Origin of the sequence: Methylobacterium tardum, assembly GCF_023546765.1 — a bacterium.
Classification (GTDB): Bacteria; Pseudomonadota; Alphaproteobacteria; order Rhizobiales; family Beijerinckiaceae; genus Methylobacterium; species Methylobacterium tardum.
The window spans coordinates 3,031,317-3,057,037 of the sequence record NZ_CP097484.1; the positions used below are offsets into that span (position 1 = coordinate 3,031,317).

The window sequence follows — 25,721 nt, forward strand, 5'->3', positions numbered from 1 at the left end:
CGTCCGTCAGTCCTGGGCGGACTGTGCGCTTGGCCCTTGCAGATGGAGAGGGCAGCCGCCGAGCCGCGCAACTCCACGGCACGGATGCGCTGGCTATGAGCCAGCGCACGCAACGTCGGAACGTGCACGTCCAGCGGCCTGCGCACCGCCAAGTCCGCCAGGGCATCGGCATGGACCTCACGCCCGACGGCTTCGTCCAACAGGCGGCGCATCAAGACGCGTGTCCCGACGCGCATCCAGTCTAGTCACTTCGTTGCCTGGTAATGCCAAGTCCCTCGACATGGAGATGCCGACGCGACCAATGACGGTCAATTCGCTCAGGGACCGGCAGGCCTTGCCGCCGCCGCTTTCCGGTCCCACTTGGCGCCCGCGCCGGTTCCGGAGCGGGAAGTGTCCTTCTTCCCCATCCCACCCGCCGCCTCGGCGAAGGAGAGCTGGGTGGAGCGAGCCGCGAACCTGACGGCGGACGATTTTCGCGCGCTCGCTGACGCGCTACCGCAGATGGCCTGGGTCGCCGAGCCAAACGGCGACATCATTTGGTATAACCGCCGTTGGTACGACTACACGGGCACCACCATCGAGCAGATGCGTGGATGGGGCTGGCGCGACGTCCACCACCCCGACCACGTCGAGCGCGTCGTCGCGCGCATCAGCGAGGCATTCCGGACCGGCGAGCCTTGGAAGGATACTTTCCCGCTCCGCGGGGTCGACGGCGAGTACCGCTGGTTTCTATCGCTGGCACAACCGCATCGCGGTCCGGACGGACGCATCCTGCGCTGGTTCGGGACCAACACCGACATCACCGAGCGCAAGGGGATGGAACGCCGGCTCGCCCGGCATGCCATCGACCTGCGCCGCTCCAACGAGGAGTTGGAGCAGTTCGCCTACGTCGCCTCACACGACCTCAAGGCGCCGCTTCGCGGCATCGAGAACCTCGTTGGATGGATCGAGGAGGACCTCGAAGGTTCGCTGACCGGCGACGTCCTGACGAACATGGAGTTGCTGAAAAGCCGGGTACGTCGGCTCGACAGCCTGCTCGGCGACCTCCTGGCCTACTCGCGGGCGGGTCGTGGGGAGGCTACCATCGACAAGATCGACACGAAGGCGCTCGTCGAGGAACTCGCCGTCCTCGTCAGCCCGCAGGAAGGGTTCACCATCACGGGGGATACCTCCCTCCCGACCCTCCAGGCCGCCCGGGCACCGCTCACCCAAGCCTTGCAGAACCTCATCGGCAACGCCATCAAGCACCACGACCGGCCGGCCGAGGGGCACATCTTGGTCGAGGCCAAGCCGACGGGGGACGCGGTCGAGTTCGTCGTGACCGACGACGGTCCGGGCATCCCCGAGCAGTTCCGCGAGCGCGTGTTCGGCATGTTCCAGACGCTCAAGCCTCGCGACGAGGTCGAGGGCAGCGGCATGGGGCTCGCCATCGTGCGCAAGCTGGTCGACCGGCAGGGCGGCAAGGTCTGGCTCGCGGACGGACCGAACGGCCGCGGGCTGGCGGTGCATTTCACGTGGCCGCGCGACGGCGGGAAGGGGCGGACGGATGGGTTCGACGGTTAACATCCTGCTGGTCGGCGACGATGAGGTTGACGTCCAGGGGCTGAAGCGCGCCTTCAAGAAGAGCAAGATCGGCAACCCGATCACGGTCGCCCGCGACGGCATCGAGGCGCTGGAAATCCTGCGCGGCGAGAACGGCCGCGAGCGCCTGCCAAAACCGCACCTGATCCTGCTCGACCTGAATATGCCGCGCATGAACGGCATCGAGTTCCTGGAAGCCGTGCGCGCCGACGAGGATCTGCGCTCGGCGGTGGTGTTCATGATCACCACGTCGAAGGCCGACGAGGACCGGATGCGCGCCTACGGGCACAACGTCGCCGGGTACATCGTCAAGCGCGACCCGGCCAACACCTTCATGGAGGCGGTCGCGCTGCTGGAGCATTACTGGAAGGTCGTGGAGTTCCCGGCGTAGCCGACCCCGTGACGACCCCGACCCGCATCCTTCTAATCGGCGATGACGCCGTCGACCGGGCGGCCGTGCGCCGGGCGCTAGCCAAGTCCGGCCTTAAGCACACGCTGACGGAGGCGTCGGGAGGCGACGAGGGCCTGCGCCTCGCCGCGGAGGAAACCTTCGACTGCGTGCTGCTCGATTACCGGCTGCCGGGCATCGACACGTTCGCGCTGCTCAGGACGCTGCTGGCGGCCGAGGGGCAGGCGCGGGCGGTGCTGATGCTGACCGGCGAGGCCGACCCGGACCTCGCGACCCGGCTGATGCGGGCGGGGGCGCTGGACTACCTGGACAAGGCCGAGGTCACGCCCTCCGGCCTGGCCCGTGCGATCCGCTACGCCGAGGCCCGACAAGCCTTCCAGGCGGAGCTCGCCGCGGCGCGGCGCGAGGCGGAGGCGAAGTCGCTCGAACTCGACACGTTGAACCGGCAGAAGTCCCTCCTGTTCTCGATCATCGCGCACGACTTACGCAATCCTTTCCAGGCGCTGCTCGGATTGTCGGAGGTGTTGGGCAAGGCCGTCGCAGCGCGCGACCCCGCGTCCGTCGAGCGCCGGGCGAAGGGCATCCACGAGGCGGCGACGCAGGCCTATGACCTGCTCGAAAGCCTGTTCTCCTGGGCGAGCCTGCAGATGGACACGATGGCGGTGGCCCTGACCGACGTCGTCCTCGACGCCCTTGCCGCCGAGGTGATGCAGGGTGCGTCCGAGGCTGCCGCCGATAAGGGGATCGGCCTGGTAGTGACGTGCGACCGGGTCGTCGTTCGGGCACAGCGGGACATGCTCGCCACGGTGCTGCGCAACCTCGTGAGCAACGCGGTCAAGTTCACGCTGCCGGGCGGGACCGTCACGGTGTCGGGTCGGAGCGACGCTGACGAGGTCGAGATCTCGGTGACGGACACCGGCGTCGGCATGCCGCCGGGCAAGGTCGATGACCTGTTCCGGCTAGACAGGCGGACGACAACGAACGGCACCGCCGGCGAGCGTGGGAGCGGGCTTGGCCTGTTGCTCTGTCGGGACCTCGTCGAGCGCCAGGGGGGCGTGCTGACCGTGACGAGCGTCATCGACCGTGGGACGACCTTCCGGTTTCGGCTGCCGGCCCCCGCCTTGTCCAAGCCGGTGTCGTCGGTCACGGCGGTCACCTGACCCCACCGGCGGGCACCGCCCGTCGCCAACCGGCATCGGTCGAGGCGACTGACGCCCGAAAACCTGCGCCGTGGCGTTCACTTCGTCGCCAGTTGTCAGATATCGGACATCTTCGCGCACGGAAGTCCGCTACTGGACAATTCTGCCGCGCCGGCCCGGACCACTCCCGTGAACGCCAGAAATTTGCCTTCCATCGACGGCAACCTGCTGCTCGAAGCCCTCGACGCGACGGACCGCGCCTTGCTGGCCCCACACGTCGAACGTCGCGAGGTCAGTCGCGGCGACGTGCTGTTTCGCGCCGGCGACGACGTCAGCCACGTCACTTTCCCCGTCCAACGCTGCGTCGTCACGCTGGTGGTGCCGCTCGTCGACGGGAAGTCGGTTGAGACCGCGACGATAGGCCGGGAGGGCGCCATGGGTGGCGTCGTCAGCCACGGTTACCTTCCGGCGTTCGGGCAGGCGGTCGTCCAGGTCGGTGGCTCAGTCATCCGGATCGATGCCGCACGTCTGTCCGAGGCCAAGCACGTGTCCAAGGGCATTCGCGACCTGTTCGTGCGCTACGCCGACTGCCTCTTGGCGCAGGTGCTGCAATCGGTGGCCTGCAACGCTGCCCATACCATCGAACGGCGTTGCCTGCGTTGGCTCCTGACCCTTCAGGACCGGATCGGCACCGCCGAGCTGCCGGTCACCCACGAACTCCTGGCCGATATGCTCGGCGTGAGACGGGCGTACCTGACCGAGGTGCTCGGCCGCATGCAGCGCGAAGGCCTGATCGCCATTGGACACGGGCGCATCACGCTGCCGGACCGGATCCGCGCCGAGGCCGGGGCCTGCGAGTGCCATGCCACCGTGCGACGGCACTTCGAGGAGGTGATGGGGGCCGTTTACGCACCTGGCGGGCGGATCATCGCCGTCGACGTCGCCGAGCCCGAGAGGCTCCGGCCGCCATCGACGGTCGTGCGGGAGGGGAGCCCGTGAACCAAGTCATGCCCGTTGCCCGGATCGAGGAGGACGCGCGGCTTTCCGCGCTCGCGGCATTCGGCATCCTCGATACGCCGCCCGAACGCGGCTTCGGCGACATCGTCCATTTGGCCCGCCGCCTCTGCGCCGCGCCGGTGGCGCTGGTCAGCCTGGTCGACCGCGACCGGCAGTGGTTTAAGGCTCGCGCAGGCTTCCCGCCCTGCGAAACCGACCTCGACCGCTCGGTGTGCAAGTTCGTCCTTACCGAACCGGGCGTGCTGCAGATCCCGGACCTCACGCTGGACCCGCGCACCTGCGCCAACCCCTTGGTGACCGGCGAGCCGCACCTGCGCTTCTACGCCGGCGCGCCGCTGCGGACCCCCGAAGGCGAAGTCCTGGGAAGCCTCTGCGTAATCGACCACGCCCCGCGCCCGCGTGGGCTGACACCGGCCCAGGTCGAGGACCTTGAGCGCCTCGCGCGACAGGTGATGAACCAATTGGTGCTCCGCCGCGCCCTGGGCGAGCGGGACCGAGGCGAGCGCCAGCGTGCGGCGGTCGCCGAGACCCTCGCCGCGGTCGTGGCGACCGGAGGCGATCTCGACGCGAGTTTCAGGGCGGTGCTGGCCGGCGCCATGCGTGCCGTGCCGGCAGCGGAGGCCGGGGCGGTCGAAATGCGCGACGGCGAGGATCTCGTCTATCGCGCGGTCACCGACAACCTTGCGCCGCATCTCGGTCTACGTCTCCCAGTCCAGGGGAGCCTCGCCGGCGCTTGCCTCAGGGAGAGCGTCCCGCTCCTCGTCCCGGATGTCCTCCAAGACCCGCGGGCGAAGCGGGACGTGCTGGAGAGCCTGCGCCTGCGCTCCTGCCTTCTGGTCCCGGTGCGCCGCGGCGGCACCGTGGTCGGCGTCCTGAAGCTGCAGTCGAGCCTGCCCGCCGCATTCTCTGAGGAAGACCTCAGGACCGCCACGGTTTTCGCCGCGACGGTCGCCACGGGCCTGGCCGAGGCGGGCGAGATCGCCGCCCGGAGCGAGGCATCGCGGACCGAGTATCGTCGCCGGGCGGTGTTCGACAGCGCGCACGACTACGCCATCATCGTCTTGGACCTCGAAGGCCGCGTCACCGACTGGAACTCCGGCGCGACGCGCATCCTGGGCTGGCACCCCGAGGAGATGTGCGGCGAGACCGCCGACGCGTTCTTCACGCCGGAGGACCGGCGCGATGGCATCCCGGACAAGGAGATGCGGTCCGCCATGGAGAACGGACGCGGCATCGGCGAGCGCTGGCACCTGCGCCGCGACGGCGAGCGCTTCTGGGCGAACGGCGAGATGATGGCGCTCCGCGACGACGCCGGCGCGGCCATCGGGTTCGTGAAGATCCTGCGAGACCGGACCGAGCAGAAGGAAGCCGTCGCCCGGTTGGAGGAAAGCCGGGAGCGTTACCGGCTCGTCGCGCGGGCGACCAATGACACAATCTGGGACTGGGACTTGGCGACGAACCACGTCCTGTGGAACGAGGCTCTCAACGAAGCCTACGGCCATGCCTCCGGTACGGTCGAGCCGACCGGCGAATGGTGGATCGCGCATATCCATCCCGAGGACCGCGCACGCGTCAATTCCTCGATCCACGCGGTCATCGACGGCGCGGGCACGGCGTGGACCGAGGAGTATCGGTTCCTCCGTGCGGACGGCTCCCACGCGCACGTGCTCGACTGCGGCTACGTCATCCGCGACGCCGAAGGGCGGGCGAGGCGCATGATCGGCGCGATGCTTGACCTGAGCGACCGCAAGCAGGCGGAGGACGCCCTGCGCGAGAGCGAGCGGCGGTTCGCCCTGGAGCGCGGCCTGCTCCACGCGGTTTTCCAGCAGGCGCCAGTCGGGATCTCCATTGCGGGCGCCACGGCGGAGGTGCCTTCGGTCATCAATGCCAGGGCCGAGGAACTCCTCGGGCACGGGCTCGGGACCGAGGGCGACGCGCGCTACGTCTCATATGGCGCGCAGCATCCCGACGGGCGCCGCTACGAGCCGGGTGACTATCCGACGCTGCGGGCCCTGCGTCACGGCGAGACCGTGCGAGCCGAGGAGATGCATTATCGCAACGTCGCCACCGGCCTCGTCCGGCGCCTTGAGGTGTCGAGCGGCCCCGTGCGGGACGCGGACGGCACGATCCAGGCCGCGGTCACCGTGCTGGTCGACGTCGAGGACCAGCGCCGGGCGGAGGCGGAGGCGCGCAAGCTCGCCGCCCTCGTCGAGCAGTCGCGTGACTTCATCGGCCTCGCCGCGCCCGACGGGACGGTCGACTTCGTCAACGAGGCCGGCCGACTGCTTGTCGGGCTACCCGACCTTGCCGCGGCCCAGACTAACCGCATCCTCGACTACTTCGTGCCCGATGAGCACGAGCGGATCCTTGCGGATGTCCTTCCCGCGGCCGGGCGTGACGGGTTCTGGGAGGGCGAGCTGCACTTCCGCAACTTCGCCACAGGCGCGGACATACCCGTCCATTACAACATCTTCCCGGTCCGCGATCGCCCTGGCGCGTTGCTCGGCTACGGCACGGTCACCCGCGACCTGACGGATCAGCGCCTTGCCCGGCAGGCCCTGCAGGCAAGCGAGGCGTCGCTTCGGGCGGTCCTCGATACCGTACCGGTGGGCATCCTGTTCGCGGAAGCTCCATCGGGCCGCATCGTCGGCGGCAATCGCCGGCTGGAGGAGATTTTCCGCCACCCGGTGCTGCCCTCGCCTGACGCCGAGAGCTACGGGGAGTGGGTCGCCTTCCACGAGGACGGACGGCGCGTCGAGCCGCACGAGTACCCGTTGAGCCGGATCATCCGCGAGGGTGCAGAACACGCGGCGCTCGAATGCCAATACCAACGCGGCGACGGCACCCTGGTCTGGATCGAGATCGTCGGCGTACCGATGTGCGACGATGCGGGCACAGTCGTCGGCGCCGTCGTGGCGGTCGCCGACATCGACGTCCGACGTCGTGCCGAGGAGCGGCAGGACCTGCTCAATCAGGAACTCTCGCACCGCATGAAGAACCTGCTGGCGATGGTGCAGGCCATCGCCGCCTCGACGTTGCGCGGCGCCACCGACATGGACGCCGCTCGCGAGGTCCTGGGCAGCCGTCTGGTCGCGCTCGGAAAGGCACACGACGTGCTCCTCGGCGGCGCCGCCGAGAGCGCATCCCTGGCGGCGGTGGTCCGCGAAGGCGTCGGCGTGCAGGAATCGGCTGGTCGGCGCGTCGCGTTCGAGGGGCCGGACGTCGAGATCGGCGGCAAGGCCGCGCTGTCCCTGGCCCTTACGCTGCACGAGTTGACCACGAACGCGGTCAAGTACGGCTCGCTGTCGGTGCCCGACGGGGCGGTGGCGGTGACGGCCTCGCTGGTCGGGCCGGATGACGCGCCGCGGCTGCGCATCGCGTGGACCGAGCGCGGCGGCCCGTCTGTCGTACCGCCATCGCGAAAAGGGTTCGGGTCACGGCTGATCGAGCGCGGGCTGACCGCGCAGGTCAACGCCAGCCTCTCCCTCGACTACCGTCCGGAGGGCGTGGTCTGCATCATCGAGGCGTCGTTGGCCGACTTCCAGGCGGTCGTTTGACCGTGCGGAGCAACAAAGGGTCGGGCGGGCCGTTGCCGCTTGCCATGACCGATGCCCCGAACGCGAAGACCGCCCTGGTGGTCGAGGACGAGATGCTGTTCCGCCTGGAGGTCCGCGACCTCCTCGAAGCGGAGGGCTACGCAGTGGTCGAGGCCGGCAACGTCGGCCGTGGCGCTCGAACGGCTCGGCGACGAGGTCATGCTGGTGGTGACCGACGTGCGCATGCCGGGGCAGATGGATGGCCTGGCGCTCGCGCGCGAGGTCACCCGCCACCGGCCGGACGTGGCCGTCGTCGTCGTGTCGGCGCAGGTGACCCCGCGGCCGGGCGAATTGCCGGACCACGTCCCCTTCGTCGAGCGGCCGTTCTTGGAGATCCGCCTCCGCGACGCGGTCAATCGCGCTGTGGCGGCCAGGACCGTGCCCCGATGAGGCCGACGAGGCTACTCGCCGCCAACCGGCACGAGCTCGTGACCGGACTAAAGGACGCATCCCATGCCTGCTCCGGCGCCTTCCAAAGCGTTGGTCCCCGCATGGATGCCGGTTAAGGACCGGGGCCATGAGCATCGAGGATCTTCGGGGGGAGGTCGAGCGGCTGCGTCGACGCGAGAGCGAGCTGATGGCGGAGAATTCCCGCCTGCGCGCCGGTCGGGAACCGGACGCTCCCCCGACCGCCAGCGAGGCCGGCGTCGGGACCCTGAGGCCGGACTTGTTGTTCACCGCCGCCGACAAGACCCGGATGGCGATGATCGTCACCGACCCGAACCTGCCCGACAATCCCATCGTCTTCGCCAACCGCGCCTTCCTGGAGCTCTCCGGCTACGCGGCCGAGGAACTTATCGGGCGCAATTGCCGCTTCCTCCAGGGGGCGAAAACCAACCCAGCCCACGTGGCCCGAATCCGGAAGGCCATCGCCGCCCGGCGGGACGTCGTCGTTGAATTGCTGAACTACCGGCGCGACGGCAGCACCTTCGTGAACGAGCTCTACGTCAGCCCGGTCTTCGGCCCGCACGGCGAGCTCCTGTTCTTCTTCGGCAGCCAACTCGACCTCACGCGCTTTCGGGAGCAGGAGGGCCACGCCGTACGGCGGGGCTCCTCCTTCCGCAGCCTGCTGGAGGACGGCGAGGCCGGGTTCTGCATCATCGAGATGCGCTTCGACGCGGAAGGCAGGGCCGAGGATTACCGTTTTGTCGAGGTCAACCCCGCCTTCGAGCGCCAGTCCGGGCTCGCGAACGCGGAGGGCCGCTGGATGCGCGAGCTCGAACCGGAGCTTGAGCGGCACTGGTTCGACACTTACGGCGAGGTCGCCCGCACGGGACGCGACGCCCGGTTCAGGGGAGTGGCATCACGGTTAGGGCGCGCGTTCGACGTGCATGCAGTGCGCATCGGCAGCCAAGCGCAGAACCGGGTCGCCGTGCTGTTCGAGGACGCCACCTCCAGGCAGGAGGATGAGGAGCGGCGGGAAGCACGGGACCGCGATCATCTGGTTGAGCGCGACTTGGTCTGGAGGACGAACCGCGACCTCCTCGTCGCCTGCGGCCTCGACGGAACCGTCCGCGCGGTCAACCCGGCCTGGGCGGAGACGCTCGGCTGGACGGCCGGCAGCCTCGTCGGCAGCCGGATCGACACCCTCGTGCACGCCGACGACCGAGAGGCCGCGACGCACGCCTTCGAAACGCTGAGTGCCGGTCAACCTCTCTCCGACCTAGACGTGCGGTTCAGGACCGCGGACGGCGGACATCGCTGGATTTCCTGGAACGCCATCCCGCAGGGGGACCGCTTCCACGCCACCGGCCGGGACGTGACCGAGCGCCGGGCCCTGGAGGAGCAGCTGCGCCAGTCCCAGAAAATGGAGGCGGTCGGGCAGCTCACCGGGGGCGTCGCGCACGATTTCAACAACCTGCTTACCGTCATCAAGTCGTCGACCGACCTGCTGAAGCGACCGAGCCTGAGTGAGGAACGCCGGGTCCGCTACGTCGACGCCATCTCCGACACGGTCGACCGAGCCGCCAAGCTGACCAGCCAGTTGCTGGCATTCGCGCGCCGGCAGGCGCTGCGCCCCGCGGTCTTCGACGTCGCCCAGTCGGTGTCCGCCATCGCCGACATGGTCGGCACCCTGACCGGCGCCCGCATCCAGGTCGAGACCGACACGGACGCCGGGGTCGATGGCGCCGGCAGGAGGGTGTCCTGCCACGTCGACGCCGATCCAAGCCAGTTCGATACGGCGCTTGTGAACCTGGTCGTGAATGCCCGCGACGCGATGCAGGGCGAGGGCCGCCTGCGCATCGCGGTCAGGCGCGCCGACCGCATTCCGGCCCTGCGCTCGCATCCGGCCCTGCCGGGCGACTTCGTGGCGGTTTCGGTCTCGGACACCGGAGCCGGCATCGAGGCCGACCTGCTCGAACGCATCTTCGAGCCCTTCTTCACGACGAAGGGCGTCGGGCACGGCACCGGGCTCGGCCTGAGCCAAGTGTTCGGCTTCGCCAAGCAGTCGGGTGGCGACGTCGGGGTCGACAGCGATGTCGGCGTCGGGACCACCTTCACCCTGTTCCTCCCGCGCTCCGCCGACGCCGAGGCGCGGGAACCCGTGCGGGACGATCCGGGACCGCTCGCCGAGGGACACGGCACTCCGGTCCTGGTCGTTGAGGACAACGCGGAGGTCGGCGCCTTCGCGACCCAAGCCCTGATGGAACTCGGGTACAATGCCGCCTGGGTGAAGGACGCGCGGTCCGCCCTCGCCGAGATCGAGGCGTCGGGACAGCGGTTCGAGGTCGTGTTCTCCGACGTGGTGATGCCCGGTATGAACGGGGTGGATCTCGCCCGGGAGATCCGGCGGCGCTGGCCTTACCTCCCGGTCGTGTTGACCTCCGGGTACAGCCACGTCCTGGCCTCCGAAGGCACCGATGGCTTTCCGCTGCTGGGCAAGCCTTACTCGGTCGCCGACCTCAGCAGGGCGCTCCGCAGGGCCTTGCGGGAGCGCTCCGCGCTGACGTTCGGCTGAGCCCGGACCGCGCGGTCTGAAGCGTCGGCAGGCCGCGGGTGCGACACCCGCGCCGACCGCTACGGTACATGATTGCGGAGCGGGATGGGCATGGCCTACGTCTCCGCTGCCGTCCGAGCCCGTTCGTCCTATCTCGGCGGGCGGGATGCTTCCGTCCACCCCAGTCGGTCACCCGGTTTGATCACGCTCTCGCCCGCCCTCCCAACGGCCACTCGTCCGGAGCCGCCTTCTACCAAGGAGGGAGCGCGTCCGTGAGTGAGCCCAAGATCGAGCGGCTCCGGCGGCGCGAACGCGAGCTGGAGGCGGAGGTGGCGCGCCTTCGTGGCGGGGGCACCTCGCCTCAGGCCGGCCATTACGAGGCGGTCTTCGACAGCGCGGTCGATTTCGCCATCATCACCTCGGACCGGGACGGCAGGGTCACGTCCTGGAACCCGGGGGCGGAACGCATCCTGGGCTGGTCCGCCGCCGAGATGCTCGGTCTGCCGACCGGGACCTTCTTCACGCCCGAGGACCGAGCGGTGGGGCAGCCCGCCAGTGAGATGCGGCGCGCCGCCGAGGCCGGGCGCGCGTCCGACGAGCGCTGGCACCTGCGCAAGGACGGCTCCCGCCTCTGGGCCAGCGGCGAGCTGATGCCGCTGCGCGGCCGCGGCGGCTCGGACCTTGGCTTCCTCAAGATCCTGCGCGACCGCACCGAGTCTACGGCACGGGAGGGCGAGACCCGCCGCGTCCGCGACGAGCTCCAGGTCGTCACGGACGTGCTGCCGGTGCTGATCTCCTTCATCGACCAGCTTTCACAACTCCAATCGTGCTCGCCCGATCGACTTGGTGGCCGCTCTCGATGTTTTGATCGAGTCATCATGTCTTGAAAGATTCTAGAATTCAGGCCGCAGCTCAAGCACTAAGCCGCTTATTTGGCAAACAGTCTGAGTTTGAGGTATCCGACAATCTCAATTTAAGTTCATGCCGCGACATAGGTCTACCAAGATGATAGCCTTGAAAAAGATCCACGCCGAAGGACGCTACAAGTTCAATCTGTTGCGCCTCTTCAACCCCCTCGGCGATGGGTCTTTGAGCGCAGTTTCCAACCAAATCGATGATGTTTTTGAGCAACTTTGCTCCGCGTGGCGTGTCACAGCTCTGTACGAAGAACCGATCGATTTTCACCATGTCAAAGCGCAGCTCACTGAGGCATGTGAGACCCGCAAAACCCGTCCCAAAGTCATCCAGCCAAACACGAATTCCGGCAGCGGAAAGCCGATCCATCAACCGGGCGACTTCCGGGTTGCCGCTGATTTCCCCGCTTTCGGTGATCTCCAGGGCAAGGCGTGACGGCGCGATGCCGGCAGCGAGGACGATGGCTTCAACGGAGCTTACGAAGTTTGGATCAGCAATCTGTCGCGCGGAAATATTCACGCTGGCGATTGGTAGGGCTGGCTCCCTCGCAAGGAGGTCGCAGGCCTCGCGCAAGATCCAAGCGCCCATTTCGAGAATGACTCCTGTGCGCTCGGCGACAGGAATGAACGTATCCGGCGAGATCGCGCGACCCTCAGCATCCTTAAGCCGCATAAGGGCTTCCGCAGCCCAGATGCGGCCGGACGAGACATCGGCGATGGGCTGAAAGACCGCGGAGATGCGGCCATCTACGACGGCAGACCGCAGCATTTCGGCATTGAGATCATCGCTTTCAGCGCCGTGCAGCATGCGCGCGTTAAAAATTCTCGCCCTATCGCGACCCTCTTCCTTTGCGACGTATAAAGCGAGGTCAGCTGCAGTCACCGTGCGTTCGGGCTTGTCCGCCTCGACATCAGCCGAGAAGGCCGCTCCGATGCTTACCGTAACGTTCGAGAGCAGATCCCGCCGCGCCGGATGCGGAATTTGCAATGCCTCGACGGTTTTGCGAAGTTCCTCAGCGAATGCGAGAACCTGCTCGGCCGATTGAGCGGGAAATAGCGCCGCGAACTCCTCACCGCCGAAGCGGCCAAGCGCGTATTGCCTTGGGCTAGCCGCACCGCGCATCGCCTCACCCAGTGCGGCAAGGCAGCGGTCCCCCTGCTGATGTCCGTATCGGTCGTTGTACAGCTTGAAGAAGTCGACGTCGATCAGGATTATACCGAACGCTTGGCCCGAGTTCCTGTTGGCCATCCAGAGTTCCTGTAGCACGCCGTCGATGGCGCGCCGGTTCGCCAGGCCCGTTAGAGCGTCGGTCGTGGATAACCGGAACAACTCTTCCCCGCGGAGTACGACTTCTCGTTGCCGCAGCTCGGCTCGGCAGGCGTTCAAATGCACACGATAGCGTTCACGATTGTATTTGAAATTTAGAAATGCTGTGAGCAGAAAGCTCAAAACGTATAGCGAACCAAAACATGTAATATAAGACATGTTGTTGGTCCACTCGGTGGACCAAAGCAGGAAGGTCGCCGTTATGAGACCTGATGAGAGCAGGGCAAAGGTGAAGCTGAAATCAAAGAACAGGTTGGCGACCAACATAAAGATCAGGCCGTAGCCGGCATAGTAGAGGATCGCTGTTTCATCGGAGCTTTGTGCCGCAAGGTAGAGCCACGCTGCGAAGCCAACGTAGATGCCGAGCGAGCATTGAAGCTCGAGGATGCGCGTGCCGACGCCGCGTCGGACCTGCAGCATGATTGCAGTGACATAGCATCCGCCGACCACAAGGCGCAGCGCTAGTAGGTACGGGAGCATGTCACGGATGAGGAGTGCGTCCATCGCGCCGAACGCGACGTAGAGCAGGCCCACAACCAGGCACGCTTTGCCCATCTCCTCGCGCAGAGCCTGTGCGTGCTGCGCCTTGAAGGTCGTGTGTAGAGCCGGCGAGCGGCGCTGAAACCAACGCTTGCCGAGTTCACAATCAAGCAGATCAAGCGTTGCGGTACTCATCGTGCACCCAGCCTCACGCGGCACCGTTACCACTCGTGGGGTCCCGAAACTCTTAATGCTGGGCACGTCGGCGCGCCGCGCGGTTCTAGTTCCGGGCGCTCGCTGCGCGCATCCCAAAGCTGTGGCTGACCCGCCCCTAATTTGCTGGCGCGACAAGCTAGGCGTGCATTGCTCGGAGCGACCAGCAGACCGCTCGCTGGTGCATGGCTGCCGCCCACCGCCCTTCCAAAGAGGAAAGACCCTCATCGCCGTGCAGTCTGCCGCTTACAAGCACGAAGTTCCTGCGCTCACGAGCGGATGAGCAACCCCCTGGACAAAACTTAACCATTCGTTAAGCTTAACCATTAGACGCGGATGCGTTCCGGCGTCTGAGGCTAAGGGCGGTTGAGCATGTCGGGCGGGCTACTTCCACTGTCTCGTGAGCGTGACCGCTTGCACGATTTCGCATCGCTCAGGCAGGTCGAGCCATCACGCATTGATGGCCGTCAGAGCTTAGTTGAGCTTCCCGAGTCGCTCTATCCAATTGTGGCGAACGACGTGAGTCGGGCTCTGACCGATCTTCTCGCGCTTGCAATCCCTGGAAATTACACGCAGCTGACGAGCGCCGTCATCGATCTGCTTGGCTTGCTAAAAGGAACGTTTAGCGACCGAGCATGGCGGGAAGCTGTCCTGCCGGCTGCTCGCACACATGCTCTCGCTAACCTCGTGCACGAGTGTCCATTCACGCGCCATTCCTTTACGAAACCGCGTGGATACCCTGGAGATGCTGGGCTGCTAGATTTTGTATACCGCCATCCAGCTGCGCGTCCCACACAGGAAGCTGCGACAGAGGCCGGGCGCACAGTCATGGCCTTCACCGTCGACGTAACCGCCTGCGAGGCCGTGCGTCACCGCCGGTCTATCTTGGCCAGAAAGATCGGCGAGACAGCAGCGCGTAAAGATCGGCCCGCAATTTTGGCCGTCGCGAGTGGCCACCTTCGCGAGGCGGAGCTAAGCATCGCCTTGAAAGAGGGACGCGTCGGGCGTTTGCTCGCAACCGACCAAGACAAGACGAGCCTTTCGGTAGTTGACGGATACCGTACGTCGATTACTGATGCGATCGAGGCGAAGCAGGTTACCGTCAGGAACATTCTTTCAGGCAAGTCGAGCCTGGGGCGCTTTGATTTTATCTATGCCGCTGGTCTCTATGACTACTTGGACGCCAAGGTCGCGGCACGCCTCACGCGCATCCTCTTTGATCACCTCAATGACGGGGGACGCCTCCTCATCCCGAACTTCCTCTGGGGCGTCCCGGAAGAGGCCTATATGGAAGTGTTCATGGATTGGTACCTCCTGTACCGCTCCCGTGATGAAATTGAGCGCTTCGCGCAGAACCTTGTGCCGGCAGAAGTCCGAAAGACGACCTACACAGAGGACGCCGCGGGCGTCATCGGCTACCTTGAGGTCGAACGTGTCTAGAGGGCCGATGTAACGCGGACATCATGCGGGGTAGATCCCACCGACTGGAAGCCGGTTCTCGCTCCGAAAGGCTGAATGCCGCGATCTGAACGAGGCTATCTAAGGTCTCAGATCCCACAGTCCGCTTAACCGCCTGTCAAGGCAGAGCAAGGCAGATGCCGCCTCAGCTGTAAACGGCGAGGAGCCAGATGCTGATCCGGGGTGCGGCCACGCTAGTTGCGTCCGTTTTGGCGGCTTCCGCCACTTGGGCTGCTGACCTAGACGCTCCCCGTGAGGCTATGGCCCCGGTACTTGGGCCGCAGCCCTTCTATTTGCATGTTGGCGTGGCGGGGATCTTCAACGACCCGCGCGCACACATCAGCGTCGCCAGTGCGCCGATACCCGGGGCTGCAGTCAAAATCGCGGATCGGGCCACTTTCGCTGTCGAGGCGGGCTACTTCATAGCTGCCAATATCGCCGTGTCCGTGAGCGGTGGCGTCCCACCCATATCAAAGGTCGAGGCAGCCGGCACATTGAGTGGCTTAGGTGCTATCGGAAAGACGCAGGGTGGCCCCATTGCTGCAACTGTGCACTATCACTTCGGCGAACTCGGCGCATTTCAGCCCTACATCGGCGCAGGTGTTTCTGCCCTCGTGGTTTTCAGCGACGAGGATCGGCTTCTCCGTCGCTATCGGACGGAAGAGGCAGTCGGGGTCGTGCTCCAGGCGGGATTCGACCTCATGCTAGATGCACATTGGGGCGTGTTCTTTGATGCCAAGAAAGGCTTCATTGCAACAAATACCAGGGGTTACTTAACCGGATTGCCGGCGCACTCAAGCGTAAGCTTGGATCCAGTAGTTCTCCACTCCGGGCTAACCTACCGTTTTTAAGGTTCATCGCAGCACTAGACTTGGGCGGGACATTACGAACGATCGAGCATACAAGACGCTCAAGCGCCACCCGGCTGGTCACGGGCTCGACCCGCGCACCTACCGCGAGCGCTACAGCGTTCCAGCCAACTATCCCCTAATCGTGGCAAACTACGCCGCCCAGCGCTCAGCCCCGACGAAGGCGATCGGCCTCGGCCGCCCTGGCGCGCCGGCAGATTGCGAGCCGGCCCGGGGTCGCCGCGCAGCCTAGAACCTCATTGCACTTCGAACATTGCATACGGGATCGTGCGTCGGGCGCGGACCCGCTTCTACCTCGTTGGGCCGACCACGCGTCCATTTTGCGTAAGATGTTCGAGCTATAAGGCCGCAATCCTTAGCCTGAGTGCTGACATGCGGCTGCGCACGCTTCTCGCCCTCGTCTTTGCCGCCTGCGCGCTGATCGTGACCTTCGCTGGCACGGTCTTGGTCTCTCGCTTCGTCGCGGTTCGCGTTCAGATCCGCGCCGAAGCGCGCATGGCAGACCTGGCCGACCACCTGCGCCAGACTATCGACGCCAACATCGCCGAGCGCCTGGGCGACATGGCCGTTCTATCCTCTGTCGCACAGACGACGGCGGCGACCGCGGACGCGCGCCGCGCGTGGGTCGATGCCATGCGTCAGAGCTACCCCGCCTACGCTTGGATCGGCTTCACCGATCGCCGAGGCTTTGTGATCGCCAGCACCGGCGGGCTGCTGGAGGGCGAGAGCGTCACCGCGCGGCCGTGGTTTCGCGCGGGTCTCTATCATCCCGTCGTAGTCGACGTGCACGAGGCGGCGCTGCTGGCCCAGAAACTCCCCGCACTGCCCTACGGCGAGCCCAAGCGCTTCGTCGATGTCGCTGCGCCAATGCGCGACGCGTCTGGAGGTACCGTCGGGGTTGTGGGCGGTCACCTGAGCGTCCGGTGGATGCGCGAGATCAGCCGCGCTGCCATAGCCTCAGCGCTCGCACGCGATCCGAGCGTCTCGGCCATGATCCTCGCCAGTGACGGCACCGTGGTGCTCGGGCCGGGTGACCAGGACGGCGAGCGCCTCCAGGCCGATTTGCCCGCGCTCGCGGCACTCGCGGCCGGGGCCGAGCGGGCCAGTGCGCGCGGTCCGTGGCCGGATGGGCACGAGTATTTCACCGGGGCGAGCCGCGCGCAGGGTACCGCCGAGCAACCGACGCTGCCCTGGACCATCGTGGTCCGCCAGCCTGTCGAGATCGCCCAGACGATCTCCGGCCCGATCCTCAACCAACTGATCCTCGGTGGCGCAGTCTTCGCGCTTCTGTTCGCGCTGCTGGGCTGGTGGGCAGCCGAGCACCTCGCCGGTCCGCTGCGGAAGCTCGCGACGGCCGCCAGCGGCATCGGGCACGCCCCCGACGGTGCCCGCCTGCCGGCACCGCGCGGGTACGTTGAGATCGCTGAACTGACCGGCGCTCTCACCGGGCTCCTCGCGCGCCTGGGCGAGCGCGATCGAGCCTTGGCCGGGGCCAACGCCGACTTGGAGCGGCGCGTCCTCGAGCGCACTGCGGAACTCACCGAGGCCTGTGGACGGGCGGAAGCAGCCCAGGCGCACGCGGAAGCCGGCGAGCGCGCCAAGAGCGAGTTTCTCGCTACGATGAGTCACGAGGTCCGCACGCCGCTGAACGCCATCGTGGGCTTCGGTGACTTGCTCGCTGACGACACTGGCCTTAGCCCCGCTCAGCGGCGCTGCGTCGATCAGATGCGCGTCGGCTGTGAGGTTCTGACCAGCGTGGTCAACGACATCCTCGACTTCGCCCGCATCGAGGCCGACAGCATAACGCTGGAGGCCGCGCCGTTCAGACCCCGCTCCTTTGTCGAGGACACGCTGGCTCTGGTTCGCGGCAGCGCTGAGCGCAAGGGCCTGGACCTGCGGATCGAAGAGGGACCAGAGGACCACCGCGTCGTCGGCGACGTCACCCGCTTGCGCCAAGTGCTGCTCAACCTCGTCAACAACGCCGTAAAGTTCACGGCGCAGGGTTCGGTCACGGTCGCGCTCACCCAGGTAGCAGAACATGACGGCATCGCATTGCGGGTCACCGTGCGTGACACCGGCATCGGCATCCCGGTCGAGGCGCAGGCGCGGCTGTTCACGCGCTTCGTCCAGGCCGACAGCAGCACCACGCGCCGGTTCGGCGGCACGGGTCTAGGCTTGGCCATCGCGAAGGGGCTGATCGAGGCGATGGGCGGAGCGATGGGTCTGGAGAGCCAGGACGGTGCCGGCTCGACTTTCTGGTTCCGCCTCAAGCTTCCGAGCGCACCTGAGGTCGAGCCAGTCACCGGGCCAGCGCAAGCCGTCGTTCCTTCCGGTTCGGACGCTTTCACGCCCGCGCGCCTGCTGTTGGTGGAGGACACCGCGATCAATCGCGAAATCGCTCAGATGGTGCTCGAAGCGGTGGGCTACCGCGTCGATGTGGCCTGTAATGGTCAAGAGGCCGTGACCTTGGTCCAGACTCGCACCTACGACCTCGTGCAGATGGACGTCGAGATGCCGGTGATGGACGGTCGTACAGCGATGCGATGCATCCGTGGACTCGACGGTGCGGCGCGCGACGTGCCGATCGTCGCGATGACCGCGCACGTGCTACCGGAACAGGTGGCAGAGTTGCGGGCTGCAGGGGCAAACGGGCACATCAGCAAGCCGTTCGATCGCGCTCAACTGCGCGCTGTCATCGAGCGCAGCCTTGCTGTGGCCCGCGGGCAAGCGTCGGCTGCAGCGTAGCGCCCACGAGCAGGAGAGCGACACCGGACATCGGGGAGATCGCTCGTGGTTCCAGAGCACAACCTCATACCGGCCCCGCGCGACAACCCCCTGGCTTCTGGTCCAAGAGGCTGCGACAACATAGCCACGCTTTGCCGCGACCGGCCGCACGGCGGCTGGATGCTCGTGCGTTGCGCACGCTATCACGATGACCGCTCTGGAACTGATCCGCGCCCTGGCTCGAGACGCGCTCGTCGGCATCGTCGTCACAGATGCGAGGATCGATCAGCCCGGACCGACCATCCTCTACGCCAATCCCGCGTTCGGACGCCTTGTTGGACGGGATCCGGATGAGATCGTCGGCTTGAGTCCCCGCTTCATGCAGGGCAAGGAAACACGCAGGGCTGTTCTCGATGCCTATCGCCACGCGCTCGCGGCGGGCCAGCGCTTCCACGGCTATCTGACCAATTACCGCGCCGACGGCACCAAGTACCGCGCCGAAGTCGATTGCCGCCCCTTCTACGACGCTCATGGGCGGATCGACTGCTTCGTCGCGTTCGAGCGCGAGGTCGTACGGCGGATTGGCCGGCCTGTCTCGACGGGAGTAGCGGGGCGCTACGAACCCGCAAGCGTAAGTCAGGATCTGTTAACGGACGCGCTGCGAGCGCTTGGCGTCTTCGAGGCCATTTAGCTCAGCGCAGTCCACAGAAACACGCAGCTATACTCGCGTTCTGGTTGTGCAATCTATGTTATCAGGCGCATATGTTCATTAGAACGGCGATTAGCAAGATTTAAGTAAGCTTTTTGGCTGATAATTGTTAATCGTCGGCAGGCGTCTGGCCAGGATCTCCGGCTCTTCGATCAAGTCCGATTGCAAAGATCGATGCAGAGTTGCTGCGTATTCGGGAGTAGCGGCCATGTTCAGCAGCGGGCGGTCACATGCAGATCGCGAGGCTAGGCTCGCCGCAATGAGCCGATCGCTTGCCATCATCGAGTTCGCGCTCGACGGCACCGTGCTCGACGCCAACCAGAACTTCCTCGATGTCATGGGCTATACCCTGGACGAGATCCGCGGGCGTCACCACAACCTGTTCGTCGAGCGCGCGACAGCTGACAGCGCCGAGTACGCTGCGTTCTGGACAACGTTGCGAGCCGGTCAGTTCCAGGCGGCCGAGTACCGGCGTCGCGCCAAGGGCGGCCGCGAGGTCTGGATTCAGGCCACCTACAACCCTGTGATCGACGCAGCAGGACGGCCTGTGAAGGTCGTCAAGCTCGCCACCGACATCACGGAGCAGAAGCTGCGCAGCATCGACCTCGAGGGTCAGATCGCCGCCTTGCATCGCTCGCAGGCGGTCATCGCCTTCGCGCCAGATGGCACCATCGCCGACGCGAACCAGAACTTCCTCACGGCAATGGGGTACGACCTCGCTGAAATCCGGGATCGCCATCACAGCGTATTCGCCGATCCGGCCGAGCGTGCCAGCCCGGCTTACCTGGCGTTCTGGGCGGCGCTCGCTCGCGGCGAGTTCCAGTCGGCTGAGTTCCGGCGCGTCGCCAAGGGCGGACGCGAAGTCTTCGTCCGAGCGACCTACAACCCGATCACCAATCCGGACGGTCGCGTGCGCAAGGTCGTGAAGTTCGCGACCGACATCACCGCGGAGGTGCTAGAGCGGCATCGCCGCGAAGCCGTTCAGCGGGAGATCAGCGCCGATCTCGACATCATTACCGCCGCTGCTACCGACGTCACACGTCAGACAGCCGAGGCAGCCGGTACGGTGAGCTGTGTCTCCAACGACATTCAAATCGTCGCCGCAGGCGCGGAGGAGTTATCGGCTTCTGTCGGCGAGATCAGCCAACAGGTCAGCCACGCTGCTCAGATGGCGAGTGCGGCGGTCGATCAGGCCCGGCGCACCGGCAGCATCGTCGAGGGACTGAGCGGTCAGGCCGCGCAAATCGGCGACGTCGTCGCCCTGATCCAAGGCATCGCCGGGCAGACCAATCTGCTGGCGCTAAATGCCACCATCGAAGCGGCGCGCGCGGGTGCGGCCGGTAAAGGCTTCGCGGTTGTTGCCTCGGAGGTGAAGGCGCTGGCCGAGCAGACGGCGAAGGCGACCGACCAGATCCGTGGGCAGATCACCGCCACCCAGGCCGCGACGCGAGAGGCCGTGGACGCGATCGGCTCGATCCAGGGGACGATCCGCGCTCTCGATGAGGTCTCGACCGCGATCGCAGCCGCCGTCGAGGAGCAATCGGCGGTCGTGCGCGACATGTCAGGCAGCATGCACACGGCGGCGCATGGCTCGACGCTCATCGCAGGCACCATCGAGGCTGTTATGAAGTCCGGTGAACGCGTCGACGTGGCTTCGCGGCAGGTTCGTGAGGCGGCAAGGGCGATCGCCTGAGGCGCACACCGGTCACGGTAGGCAGAGAAGTCCAGGATGACAGGTGTTCGTGCCCCTGGTGCACCTCGAGGCGGCAGCATGCCGTGCTCTGACTGGGACCAATCTGCTGATCCGCTTGGCCGAGCAGATCGGCGAGGCCGTGCCAAGTTGGGCGTGACGTCGGTGTCGGGGGACATCAAGCGGCGAGATTGGTGCGAATGGGCGAGCTTCTGCTGATCACGGACGATCTCCGTCGCGGTGAGCGCCTCGCGCGCGACCTCGGTGCGTTCAGGGCCTGCCGCGTCCACGATCTCTACGAGGACGGTGTACCGGCTTCGGGAGCGGAGCTGATCATAAGCGACGTGAAGGCGTTCACGTCCGAGGCGATCCTGCGCCTTCGCGGCGTGCTGAAGAGCGTGCGCAGTGCCGACACCACCTTCCTCTGCCTCTTGCACGAGAACAGCGCACGCGCCCACGTTCAAGCGGACCTACTCGGTGCCTCCGGCACCCTCAGCGCCACCGCCGCAACGCGCCTCCTCATACAGGCCCTGGTCTGTCTTCAGGAGCACGCTGAGGCGGTCGCACCGGCGACGCAGCGGCAGGCGGAGAGCGCGCGTCGATTCCTAAGCGAGACGTTCGTGCCTGGCCGTGCGGTGACGCCGGTGCTCGCCGACAGCGGCACGGAGATCGTGTCCAGTGCAGTTCGCGCGAGCGGGATCCGCGATTGGGTGCGTGCTGTGCGTCGCTTCGACGATGCTACGCACCAGCACTGCCTGCTCGTGGCTGGTCTCGCCGTCGCGTTCTCGGGCACACTTGGGCTGAGCGAACTTGATCGGCACCAACTCGCCAAAGCCGCGCTGCTCCACGATGTCGGCAAGATCTGTGTTCCGTCCGCCATCCTGAATAAGCGGAGCAAGCTCAACGAGGCCGAAATGGCGGTTATGCGGACCCACCCCACTCGCGGCCATGCCATGCTGGCCGGAGCCGGCTTCGAGGACGCGATGCTGGCGGTCGTGCGCTCGCATCATGAGTTGCTCGACGGATCGGGTTACCCAGATCGGCTCAGAGGCCGGGAAATCCCGGATCTCGTACGCTTGGTAACCGTCTGCGACATCTACGGTGCCCTGATCGAGCGGCGGCCGTATCGTGCTCCGACGGGCGGAACCGAAGCTTACGGCATTCTGGAGGGCATGGGAGACCGCCTCGATCGCGACCTCGTTCGCGCCTTCAAGCCTGTTGCGAGAGCATACAGCAACACAAGCTAATACAGCCATTCTTAACGAGGTCAGCTTTTACTACGCTAGTTGCTGTGCATGCCGCTTCACGGCTCGGACGACCGAGAACTATGATGAAATCGCGGGCCGAAAAAACGAGCGTCACATCTGTCGCCAGCCGGTCTCAAAAGGCGAGGCTGTCTGCCGACGAGATGAGACTTGGCCGCATCAGGGCGCGCCGACACGAGGCCATCGACCAGCTCGTGCCTGCGATGATGCTAGCCAACATCGCGTGCGCGGGAACGCTGACGCTTCTGCTCTGGCAGGTTCAGCCCGCCGTCCTGATCCCATGGTGTGCGCTCATCGTGGGCCTCTCCACCGCTCGGTTGGTGATGGCGTTGCGTACGAACGCGCAACAGCCACGCGCCTACGCCTCTCCCCGCTTCGACCAGAAACGCGTCCGACAGGCCGCGATCATGGCCGCGCTCTTCGTCGGCGTCCCGGCTTGGCTGTTGACGCAGGTGACGGGAGCCCAGGTCAGCTGTGTGATCTGCTTCCTCACCGGTATGCTGTGGGCGGGCGGCCTTATCCTGGCTCCCGTGCTAAGCGCCGCCGTCACCTATGTCGGGCTGGTCAGCGCGCTCACCATCGCGGGCCTGCTCGCGAGCGGGTGCAACGCGTACACCCTGTTCGTGGCCTTCCTGTTCGTGGCCGGGGGCGCGACGGTCCTGCGAACAGCCAAGCGGCAGTCCGAGCTGTTCACGGCTAGCCAGCGGCAGCAAGTCGAGCTGGAGGAGCAGGGGGCGACGATCGGCCTGCTACTCAAGGACTACGAAGACCAGACCAGCGACTGGCTCTGGGAGACGGACGCGGATCTGCGGTACCAGAATCCGAGCGCGCGCTTTGCGCAGGCTCTCGGACGACCCGCCGACGGTATCCAGGACGTCATCCTGGGACAGCTTCTCATTGATGAGGCCGTCTCGGGAAACGTGGAGGCTCGCCGAACGCTCCGGGACAGCGCTGCTGCACGCGAGGCGTTCCGCGACATCGTCGTGCCCTTCAGCATCGGTGGCGCGCAGCGCTGGTGGGCGCTCTCAGGCCGGCCGCTCCACGATGGGCAGGGTTCGTTCCTGGGCTATCGCGGTGTCTGTGCGGACATCACGCCGGCCAAGCAGGCCGAAGCGCGGATCGCCTATCTCGCCCACCACGACGCACTGACGGAGTTGCCGAACCGCACGCTCTTCTGTGAGGGCCTCGACCAAGCGCTCCGGCGCGGGACCGCGCGCGTTGCGGTGCTCAGCCTGGACCTCGACGGCTTCAAGGGCGTGAACGACCGCTACGGTCATCCGGCCGGCGACGCGCTGTTGGTGGCTGTCGCGCAGCGCCTGCGCGCTGTGGTCGAGGGCGGTGATCAGGTCGCTCGCTTCGGCGGCGACGAATTTGTCATTCTGGATGCGACCTACACCGATCAGGCCGGGGTCGAGGCGCTGGCACAGCACATCATCCGCGCTCTCAGCGCACCGTTCCTGATTGCGGGCGACGACGTGGCGGTCGGCGTCAGCATCGGCATCGCGTTCGCTCCGACGGATGGCGAAACCGCCTCCGCACTGATTAAGAACGCCGACGCTGCGCTGTACCGGGCCAAGGGCGACGGGCGGGGCACCTTCCGGTTCTTCGCGCCAGAGATGGATCGGCGTCTGCAGGAGCGGCAGCGTCTCGTGCAGGACCTCCGCTCGGCGCTCGCGCGGGAGGAGCTCGTGCTGCACTACCAGCCCTATGTCAGCGCCCGATCCGGCGAGGTGAGCGGCTGCGAGGCGCTGCTGCGCTGGCAACATCCCGAGAGCGGGATGATCGCGCCTGCCGAGTTCATCCCGGTCGCCGAGCAGAGCGGCCTCATCGTGCCCATCGGAGCCTGGATCCTGGAGGAGGCTTGCCGCGCTGCCGTCCGCTGGCCGGCAGAGCAACGTGTCTCCGTCAACATCTCGCCCGTGCAGTTCCGCAATCGCGAGCTGCCGCACACGATCCTGACGGCGCTCACGCGTGCGGGGCTGTCGCCCTCGCGCCTGGAGATCGAGGTGACCGAGACCGTGCTCATCGACGATGTCGAGGTCGCGCTGGACACGCTGAGGCAGATTCGAGCGCTGGGCGTCCGCGTCGCGCTCGACGATTTCGGCACCGGCTACTCGTCGCTGAGCTATCTGCGTAGCTTCCCCTTTGACAAGGTCAAGATCGACCGTTCCTTCGTGCAGGAACTGACGACACGCCGGGACAATCAGGTCATCGTGCAAGCGATCCGCGATATGGCCCTTGGGCTCGGCATGTCAGTGACGGCGGAAGGTGTCGAGACCTGTGAGCAGGCCGAGCGTCTGCGGCAGAGCGGCTGTGAGGAACTGCAGGGCTACCTCTACAGTCGTCCTAAGCCAGCCGGAGACCTCCGGTTCGGCAGCAGCTTGGCACCGGAGCAGACGGGCCGACCACCCCGCGCAGTTGCTCAAGCGTGATGTCTCCCCGCCCAGAAGGCGGGGCTTCCATACCCGTACAGGCACAGCGTCTCACATCCGAGACGGACGATGTTTCGCGCGACAATTTGATTTCGAGCGTGTTCCTCGCCACACCCGCCTCACGTCCATCACCTGATCGCAAGTCCCACTCGATACTTCGGGCCGTCGATGCAGCTACAGGCCGAGAAGGCTTGTGTCGTATAGGCTCCATCGACCTCAGCGTAGGCCGCTCCGGCACAACAACCGTTTCGGCAGCCGTGTTCATGACACGTTGACCGTGATTGCGCCGCAGCGCAACGCAGCGCGCGGCGTCCGCGTATCTTGCAGCTGCTCAACGAACGTAGCCCGCTGATCGAACCTGTGTCGCAGCAGGAGGGTCGGCTCGACAGCATGCCAGAGGCGGAATTCTTGAACGCCTGGAAAGCCCTCGTTGGTGAACGGCCTGCGGCAATTCTCCATAGCCGGTCCGAGATGATCCGGATCCTGGTGGAGAGCACACCGTGTGCTGGTGCCGCAGACGGCAATTTCCTTCGCTGCCAAGCTGAAACCCGCGAGCGCAACGCATGTTAAAGATCCATGTTCTCCTGCCCGCCCCTCGCGCTCTCCGTCGTATTAGTTGTCGAAGATGAAGACCTCATCCGCATGATTGCCGCTGATATGTTGCAGGATGAGGGTTACACGGTGCTTGAGGTAGCGACCGCCGATGACGCATGGCCCCTCCTTGAGAGCCGCAGCGACATCGGTGTGCTGTTCACCGACGTGAACATGCCGGGCCATATGGACGGGCTCGCCCTTGCGGCACGCGTGGCCGAGCGTTGGCCGCACATTCGCTTGGTCGTGACCTCCGGGCGCTGCGGCCTCAGCACTCACGAACTCCCCGACAACGGGCAGTTCGTGCAGAAGCCCTACCATCACGGTGACTTGGTGAGCGCGATTGCACAAGCGGCCTGAGCAGGTCCG

The 25,721-nt window shown here is 66.1% G+C and carries 18 protein-coding genes; 17 read left to right on the plus strand and 1 reads right to left on the minus strand.

What is annotated here, in order from left to right; translation table 11 throughout:
* The first annotated feature begins 390 nt into the window (after positions 1-390).
* The 8 genes from M6G65_RS14545 (at position 391) to M6G65_RS33735 (ending at position 11,567) form a co-directional block, all read left to right on the plus strand.
* Entirely contained in the window at positions 391-1,563 is a 1,173-nt protein-coding gene (locus M6G65_RS14545; RefSeq protein ID WP_250104091.1) for a sensor histidine kinase, read from the plus strand.
* Positions 1,547-1,972, plus strand: coding sequence for a response regulator (locus M6G65_RS14550; protein ID WP_250104092.1), 426 nt, complete (start codon positions 1,547-1,549; stop codon positions 1,970-1,972). Before M6G65_RS14545 ends, M6G65_RS14550 begins: the two co-directional genes overlap by 17 nt.
* 8 nt (positions 1,973-1,980) lie before the next feature.
* Complete coding sequence (locus tag M6G65_RS14555) at positions 1,981-3,150, plus strand: hybrid sensor histidine kinase/response regulator (protein WP_250104093.1); 1,170 nt, start codon at positions 1,981-1,983, stop codon at positions 3,148-3,150.
* Between the two features lie 168 nt (positions 3,151-3,318).
* On the plus strand, positions 3,319-4,128 hold the full coding sequence (locus M6G65_RS14560; RefSeq protein ID WP_250104094.1) for a Crp/Fnr family transcriptional regulator: 810 nt from the start codon (positions 3,319-3,321) through the stop codon (positions 4,126-4,128).
* An 8-nt stretch (positions 4,129-4,136) separates the two neighbouring features.
* Positions 4,137-7,703 (plus strand): PAS domain S-box protein, encoded by a 3,567-nt coding sequence (locus M6G65_RS14565; RefSeq protein WP_430929576.1) that lies wholly within the window; start codon positions 4,137-4,139, stop codon positions 7,701-7,703.
* A gap of 168 nt (positions 7,704-7,871) precedes the next feature.
* A complete protein-coding gene (locus M6G65_RS14570) occupies positions 7,872-8,132 on the plus strand; it encodes a response regulator (RefSeq protein WP_250104096.1) in 261 nt (86 codons plus the stop codon).
* Between the two features lie 127 nt (positions 8,133-8,259).
* The gene (locus M6G65_RS14575) at positions 8,260-10,701 is read left to right on the plus strand and encodes a PAS domain S-box protein (RefSeq protein ID WP_238199479.1); all 2,442 of its coding nucleotides are present in this window, start codon (positions 8,260-8,262) and stop codon (positions 10,699-10,701) included.
* A 251-nt stretch (positions 10,702-10,952) separates the two neighbouring features.
* Complete coding sequence (locus M6G65_RS33735; protein WP_308445233.1) at positions 10,953-11,567, plus strand: PAS domain-containing protein; 615 nt, start codon at positions 10,953-10,955, stop codon at positions 11,565-11,567.
* A 25-nt stretch (positions 11,568-11,592) separates the two neighbouring features.
* Here the strand turns inward: M6G65_RS33735 and M6G65_RS14585 are convergent, their stop codons facing one another.
* Complete coding sequence (locus M6G65_RS14585) at positions 11,593-13,596, minus strand: putative bifunctional diguanylate cyclase/phosphodiesterase (RefSeq protein ID WP_250104097.1); 2,004 nt, start codon at positions 13,594-13,596, stop codon at positions 11,593-11,595.
* Positions 13,597-14,442: 846 nt separating this feature from the next.
* On the opposite strand from M6G65_RS14585, the gene M6G65_RS14590 reads away from it, so the two are divergent.
* From M6G65_RS14590 to M6G65_RS14630, 9 genes are all read left to right on the plus strand, one after another.
* The gene (locus M6G65_RS14590; RefSeq protein WP_250104098.1) at positions 14,443-15,054 is read left to right on the plus strand and encodes a class I SAM-dependent methyltransferase; all 612 of its coding nucleotides are present in this window, start codon (positions 14,443-14,445) and stop codon (positions 15,052-15,054) included.
* 323 nt (positions 15,055-15,377) lie between these two features.
* Entirely contained in the window at positions 15,378-15,923 is a 546-nt protein-coding gene (locus M6G65_RS14595) for an OmpW/AlkL family protein (RefSeq protein ID WP_250104099.1), read from the plus strand.
* A 31-nt stretch (positions 15,924-15,954) separates the two neighbouring features.
* Positions 15,955-16,173, plus strand: a complete 219-nt coding sequence (locus M6G65_RS14600; RefSeq protein WP_238199494.1) for a MucR family transcriptional regulator — start codon at positions 15,955-15,957, stop codon at positions 16,171-16,173.
* A gap of 140 nt (positions 16,174-16,313) precedes the next feature.
* On the plus strand, positions 16,314-18,686 hold the full coding sequence (locus M6G65_RS14605; protein ID WP_238199474.1) for a hybrid sensor histidine kinase/response regulator: 2,373 nt from the start codon (positions 16,314-16,316) through the stop codon (positions 18,684-18,686).
* 187 nt (positions 18,687-18,873) lie between these two features.
* The gene (locus tag M6G65_RS14610) at positions 18,874-19,356 is read left to right on the plus strand and encodes a PAS domain-containing protein (RefSeq protein WP_238199473.1); all 483 of its coding nucleotides are present in this window, start codon (positions 18,874-18,876) and stop codon (positions 19,354-19,356) included.
* A 277-nt stretch (positions 19,357-19,633) separates the two neighbouring features.
* A complete protein-coding gene (locus tag M6G65_RS14615) occupies positions 19,634-21,067 on the plus strand; it encodes a methyl-accepting chemotaxis protein (protein ID WP_250104100.1) in 1,434 nt (477 codons plus the stop codon).
* A 197-nt stretch (positions 21,068-21,264) separates the two neighbouring features.
* Positions 21,265-22,311 carry an HD-GYP domain-containing protein gene (locus M6G65_RS14620; protein ID WP_238199471.1) on the plus strand — a complete coding sequence of 349 codons (1,047 nt, stop codon included), beginning with the start codon at positions 21,265-21,267 and terminating at the stop codon, positions 22,309-22,311.
* 80 nt (positions 22,312-22,391) lie between these two features.
* On the plus strand, positions 22,392-24,761 hold the full coding sequence (locus M6G65_RS14625) for a putative bifunctional diguanylate cyclase/phosphodiesterase (protein WP_238199470.1): 2,370 nt from the start codon (positions 22,392-22,394) through the stop codon (positions 24,759-24,761).
* A 576-nt stretch (positions 24,762-25,337) separates the two neighbouring features.
* The gene (locus tag M6G65_RS14630; protein WP_238199469.1) at positions 25,338-25,712 is read left to right on the plus strand and encodes a response regulator; all 375 of its coding nucleotides are present in this window, start codon (positions 25,338-25,340) and stop codon (positions 25,710-25,712) included.
* Positions 25,713-25,721 lie beyond the last annotated feature (9 nt).

Coding starts and splice junctions, on each gene's coding strand:
- M6G65_RS14550 (WP_250104092.1), top strand. CDS start 1,547: ATGGGTTCGACGGTTAACATCCTGCTGGTCGGCGACGATGAGGTTGAC.
- M6G65_RS14620 (WP_238199471.1), top strand. CDS start 21,265: ATGGGCGAGCTTCTGCTGATCACGGACGATCTCCGTCGCGGTGAGCGC.
- M6G65_RS14575 (WP_238199479.1), top strand. CDS start 8,260: ATGAGCATCGAGGATCTTCGGGGGGAGGTCGAGCGGCTGCGTCGACGC.
- M6G65_RS14585 (WP_250104097.1), bottom strand. CDS start 13,596: ATGAGTACCGCAACGCTTGATCTGCTTGATTGTGAACTCGGCAAGCGT.
- M6G65_RS14615 (WP_250104100.1), top strand. CDS start 19,634: ATGAGCCGATCGCTTGCCATCATCGAGTTCGCGCTCGACGGCACCGTG.
- M6G65_RS14625 (WP_238199470.1), top strand. CDS start 22,392: ATGATGAAATCGCGGGCCGAAAAAACGAGCGTCACATCTGTCGCCAGC.
- M6G65_RS14605 (WP_238199474.1), top strand. CDS start 16,314: ATGCGGCTGCGCACGCTTCTCGCCCTCGTCTTTGCCGCCTGCGCGCTG.
- M6G65_RS14590 (WP_250104098.1), top strand. CDS start 14,443: ATGGCCTTCACCGTCGACGTAACCGCCTGCGAGGCCGTGCGTCACCGC.
- M6G65_RS14565 (WP_430929576.1), top strand. CDS start 4,137: ATGCCCGTTGCCCGGATCGAGGAGGACGCGCGGCTTTCCGCGCTCGCG.
- M6G65_RS14630 (WP_238199469.1), top strand. CDS start 25,338: ATGTTCTCCTGCCCGCCCCTCGCGCTCTCCGTCGTATTAGTTGTCGAA.
- M6G65_RS14610 (WP_238199473.1), top strand. CDS start 18,874: ATGACCGCTCTGGAACTGATCCGCGCCCTGGCTCGAGACGCGCTCGTC.